The sequence below is a fragment of the Lentilactobacillus sp. genome (genome assembly GCF_040773105.1).
Classification (GTDB): domain Bacteria; phylum Bacillota; class Bacilli; order Lactobacillales; family Lactobacillaceae; genus Lentilactobacillus; species Lentilactobacillus parabuchneri.
The window spans coordinates 1-4,731 of the sequence record NZ_JAXGWW010000159.1; the positions used below are offsets into that span (position 1 = coordinate 1).

At 45.5% G+C, this 4,731-nt stretch carries 4 protein-coding genes and 1 pseudogene; 2 read left to right on the forward strand and 3 right to left on the reverse strand.

Annotated elements, in window-relative coordinates; all coding sequences use genetic code 11:
• Positions 1 to 292: 292 nt before the first annotated feature.
• A complete protein-coding gene (locus AB3112_RS08320) occupies positions 293 to 1,750 on the reverse strand; it encodes an MFS transporter (RefSeq protein WP_084972845.1) in 1,458 nt (485 codons plus the stop codon).
• A 94-nt stretch (positions 1,751 to 1,844) separates the two neighbouring features.
• Between AB3112_RS08320 and AB3112_RS08325 the strand changes: the two genes are divergently transcribed.
• Together AB3112_RS08325 and AB3112_RS08330 are read left to right on the forward strand one after the other, a co-directional pair.
• A complete protein-coding gene (locus tag AB3112_RS08325) occupies positions 1,845 to 2,342 on the forward strand; it encodes a GNAT family N-acetyltransferase (RefSeq protein WP_084972846.1) in 498 nt (165 codons plus the stop codon).
• A gap of 108 nt (positions 2,343 to 2,450) precedes the next feature.
• Complete coding sequence (locus AB3112_RS08330; RefSeq protein WP_084972847.1) at positions 2,451 to 3,281, forward strand: matrixin family metalloprotease; 831 nt, start codon at positions 2,451 to 2,453, stop codon at positions 3,279 to 3,281.
• A 389-nt stretch (positions 3,282 to 3,670) separates the two neighbouring features.
• On the opposite strand, the gene AB3112_RS08335 is transcribed toward AB3112_RS08330, so the two are convergent.
• Positions 3,671 to 4,426 (reverse strand): CPBP family intramembrane glutamic endopeptidase, encoded by a 756-nt coding sequence (locus AB3112_RS08335; protein ID WP_084972848.1) that lies wholly within the window; start codon positions 4,424 to 4,426, stop codon positions 3,671 to 3,673.
• A gap of 76 nt (positions 4,427 to 4,502) precedes the next feature.
• Positions 4,503 to 4,731 (reverse strand): annotated as a pseudogene (locus tag AB3112_RS08340) (esterase); the annotation flags it as partial.

Consider the following 4,731-nt stretch of genomic DNA (forward strand, 5'->3'; position numbering starts at 1 on the left):
AACCAACTTCCTCCGCTTAATCCGATAACTGGTTTCGACGCGAGTTCAGCGTCAAAACCAGTTATCAAATTAATGCTCCGACGGCCATGAAATGCCTAGTAGTTACCCGGTTCGCTCCGCACTCTGCTTTGATGTGGATGGTCATTTTGAGCGTTTATTTTTACCTAGTGGAAACGTGTTCCTCAAACCAGACTCCTCCGCTTAATCCGATAACCAACTTCGGCGCAAAAACAGCGCCAAAGTTGGTTATCATATTAATGCTCGGAGTCTAAACGGTTTGAGTCGCACTCTGTTATTTTATAACCCTTCGATTCGGATCCAGCACATTTATCAACAGCACCACGGCCAGCATCGTGACCACGCCCACAAACACCATATGAAGCGCTGTGAGGATGATTGGGTCGATTAGCGCCTGATTGACCGCAACCTTGGCCCCCTTCGAACTGATCACACTATTTACCTGTGAGAAGGTTACATTCCCGTGTAGTTGAAGTCTGATCACCAAATTCAAAATGGCACCGTACGCGCCTGCCATCACAGTTTGGCCCAAGGACCGGCCCAACGTTAACACCGATGTCGCCGACCCAACCATTTCGTTTGGAACCAAATGCTGGCTCAGAATCGTGTTCATGCTGACGACGATTCCCATGCCCATTCCATTGATCATTGCAATCACATAAAACGCCCACACCGGAAATGTCGGTCCAGCAAAGATCAGTGACACATAACTCACGAGCATTAAGCTAATTAGGGCAATTGCAATTTGCTTGGGAACAAACTTGGCAATTAATTTACCCACAAAAAACGATGCGATCAGCCACATAATCGAACTAGACGTAACCACCAGCCCGGCAGTGGTTGCCGACACCCGATAAAGCGATTGAAGCCAAATTGGAAAATACATTTGATAACCGATCAACACACCACTTAAAATTGTCGCGGTTAGTATCTGAATCGTAAACGTTTTTGATTTAAACATCGTCGGAGAAATTAAGGGATCAGAGAAACGATGCTCCTGCTTGATTAAAAGCCAACCGGCAACCGCTGCGACAACCAAAAGCATTGTTCCGAAGACCGGCATCGTATCCAGCGCTTGAATCCCAAGTAGCAGGCTAATCAATAAGACTGCTAACCAAAGAATCCCCAACCAATCGATGACAAGTTTGCTGTTTAATTCAACCGTTTCGTGATAACCCAGCCAAATTAAAACTGCGACAATGATTCCCAATGGCACATTAACGAAAAAGACCCAGTGCCACGAGAGCTGATCAACCAAAAAGCCGCCAATAAGTGGCCCAACCAACGCCGACAATCCCCAGGCGGTGTTATTTAACGCCAAGACGTTTGCCCGCTCCTTAAAGCTGAAAATATCGGCGATGATCGTAAATGTCAACGGCATCACGGCGCCAGCGCCGATCCCTTGAACGGATCTGGCTAAAATCAGAAAGAAAATTGATGGTGACAAACCGCTTAACAATGACCCCAGCGAGAAAACAATCACACCCCAGAGAAATATATTCCGCCGCCCTAACGTATCCGCCATTTTGCCGTATATTGGCGTGGTGATGGCCGTTGTCAACAGGTAGGCACTCATAATCCAGCTTTGGTAAGCTAAGCCATGGAGTTCACTGATGATAGACGGCAGGGCCGTTGTGACAATCGTCACTTCAACTGACGTCATAAAAGTCGCAATAAATACCGCGGTCATAATGACCCAGCGCTTATTGTGAACTTGATTGGTTTGACTCATTTTTGACTAGTCTCCTTTCGTGATATGATGAGTTTATTCAATCTCTAAAATTGCACACAAGAAAATAATACCACACATATTTGGAGGACAGCTGATGAATTTAGACTACCAATCCGCAGCATTAAATGAACTGCCAGAAATCATGGCGATTGAAACAAGTGGTTTTTCTCCTGCTGAAGCTGCCACTGAAACGGCAATGGCCCAACGGATTAAAGAATATCCAGACACATTTATCGTTGCTAAAGCCGACCACCAAGTAGTCGGCTACATTGTAGGCCCGGCTTCTCCTCAACGCTATATTGACGATGACCTTTTTGAACATGCTCAGCCAAATGATCCAACGGCAGCCTACCAAACCGTGTTGAGCTTGGTCGTACACCCGGATTTTCGTGGTCACGGAATTGCCAGCCAGCTCCTGGAGGAACTCAAACGGGTTGCGACCGCTCAAAACCGGCAGGCAATCACCCTTACTTGTTTAAAAGATCTGATTGGCTTTTACGAGCGGAATGGCTACAGGAACGAAGGCGTATCTGATTCCAGCCACGCTCATGAAGTTTGGTATAACATGGTTTTAATGCTTCATAAATCATAAGGCTTCATTAATTCCCTTATATTCCAAGCTAGTTTGCTTGAACGATGATTGCCTGAATGCTATTATTCAAACGAAATGTTTTTTATTCAGTTCTACTGGAGGACCCTTATGAAAAAAAGAAGTTTCATGATTACTGCGTTAGCCAGTGTCACCGTTGCTTTGGCAATGCCGCTGGCCGTCTCGACACCAGCTAGTCCGATTACCTATGCAAAATCAACCAAGAAGGTCGCTGGCAAAACAGTTGCCAAGGCCATTCGAAGTACACCGGATTTAAACCCGACTGCAAGTGTTCGCAAATTTCCCGCTTCAGTTTATGACAAGTATTGGCAAGTCTTCGACCGTTGGTATAATGTCCAGCCGATGAGCCAACCCGGAACGTTTAAAAATCACACTGCAAAAGTTTACGTTGCCAACAAGGCCTTAGAGAGCTATACCTACGCTGCAATGCAGAATTGGAACAAGGCGCTGAAAGTGAAGGCTTTTAAGCTGGGAACGAAGGCAAATCATACGATTACGGTTGGCTTTAAGAATGCTGGTACCGGCGAAGGCAGCTGGGATGGTTATTACATTACCAACCGACTTTACATTAACTATAACTTCTTTGACAATACGCAGTACCTGCCGGCCGTCTATAAGGCAGAAACAGGAACACCACTGCCGACGGCCAGCCAGCAACCGACAAGCGCAGAATACCAGTCGCTGTACGCAACTTACTGGAAATCAGTCTTGACCCATGAATTAGGCCATAGTTTGGGATTGGATCACACCCCGTATTCAAACGATATCATGGCTGCCGATTCAGGAACAAAGAGCGGCGATGCCAAGTATTCGTGGGATAATTTAAAGGTCGTCAACAACGATTTTGCGGAGTTCCAGAACCAACTGTCAACAAGAGATATTAACAGGGCAAAGCTGACAAAGGTGCTGGGGTATTGGTAAGGAAATAGAGTGCGAGAAGCAACGTTTTGACACGGAGAGCTAAGTGCGCTTTGATTGAAATCCCGGGCTTGGATTTGAATCAAAGTGTCTTAGATCGCAGTGTCAGTTGCGTCAGAGCACGTTTCCACTAGATCAAAGGACATCTGAAACTAACATTTACATCAAACTAGAGACGAGACCCGGGTTGACCCCGGTGTGTAAAATAAAAGTCTCAATAACGAACGGTCTTTGTTCGTTGTTGAGACTTTTGTTTTACACGTTAGGGGTCAGGGTCGTCGGAGCACGTTTTCCACTAGATAAAAAAGAACACGTTATAAATACAAAGCAAGAGAACCAACCACCGACAATTAAATGTCACTGGTTGGTTCTCTTACTTTTGTAAATTCATCTTAAATTGTTTTTACAGCACTCCTATCAAACCCAACCAAAAATACAACCGCCACCGCCAGCAAGACACCCCAAACCGCTAGAAAGATCGGCCATGATGTGATCGTATTAACTGCATGATCCACGGAAATACCTGGCTGCCAATCAATCAATGCATGAATTAAAACAACCCACGTTAACGAATTTGTCGTCAGCCGAATCGCCGCAAAAATCGCACCAATGACAAATGCATAGGTCGCCTGCTGCAATGTCTGCTGAAGGCCCTGCCCTGAAATCAAATTCATGAAGTGAAAGAGCCCAAAGAATATTCCAGAAGCCAAAGCAGCTTCGGTAAATTTGTATGGTTGTTTTTTAAAAGCGTCTACGAACGCAGATAATAACAAGCCACGGCAGAGAAATTCTTCAAACACCCCCGCTGAAAATGCCATCAACGTATCCGCGATCAGCGTCTGTGAATGAATCATCAACGCCGAATGAGCCAGGACGCTGATAACAATGAATAACCCACCCAAACAGATTCCAAAGATAAAGCCCCAGACTTTAGCGAACGTATTTAACTGGATCTTATTTGTGAAAATCTTAGTGGTTCCCAATACATAGTAGACAATCCCGGCAACCACAACGGCATAGATAATTCTGGCAATCCCCCGAAGAAGTGGACTCGCCCCCTGAACAGAAAAGTCCACACCCATTAACAAGATAATAAATAGTGCCGCCAAAAGAAATTTTTTTGCCCAAGACAATCGATTTTTAACCATTGCTGTAACCCCGTTTCCTTATGTATGAAAATGACCGGAAGTTATCCGGCCACTTAATGTCTAATATTAGTGTAACTCAATCGAGGGTATCCGCAAAGAACCGAATCACATCATCCCAAACGTCGTCCAAATAGCCCTTGGCGTGGCGACTGCCACTCAACATTCGGGTTCGATACGGAATCTGGTAAGCGGTAAGCGCCTTAGCCATATCCAAAACACCACTGGTGGGTACAAATTCGTTCAGTGAGTTTGCCAGATACATCTGACCGGTTTGGTCGGTTACCCGATGAACCGGCGTTGCTTCG

Excerpts from the sequence above, each read along its gene's own strand:
- AB3112_RS08320 (WP_084972845.1), bottom strand. The coding sequence starts at position 1,750 with ATGAGTCAAACCAATCAAGTTCACAATAAGCGCTGGGTCATTATGACC.
- AB3112_RS08325 (WP_084972846.1), top strand. The coding sequence starts at position 1,845 with ATGAATTTAGACTACCAATCCGCAGCATTAAATGAACTGCCAGAAATC.
- AB3112_RS08330 (WP_084972847.1), top strand. The coding sequence starts at position 2,451 with ATGAAAAAAAGAAGTTTCATGATTACTGCGTTAGCCAGTGTCACCGTT.
- AB3112_RS08335 (WP_084972848.1), bottom strand. The coding sequence starts at position 4,426 with ATGGTTAAAAATCGATTGTCTTGGGCAAAAAAATTTCTTTTGGCGGCA.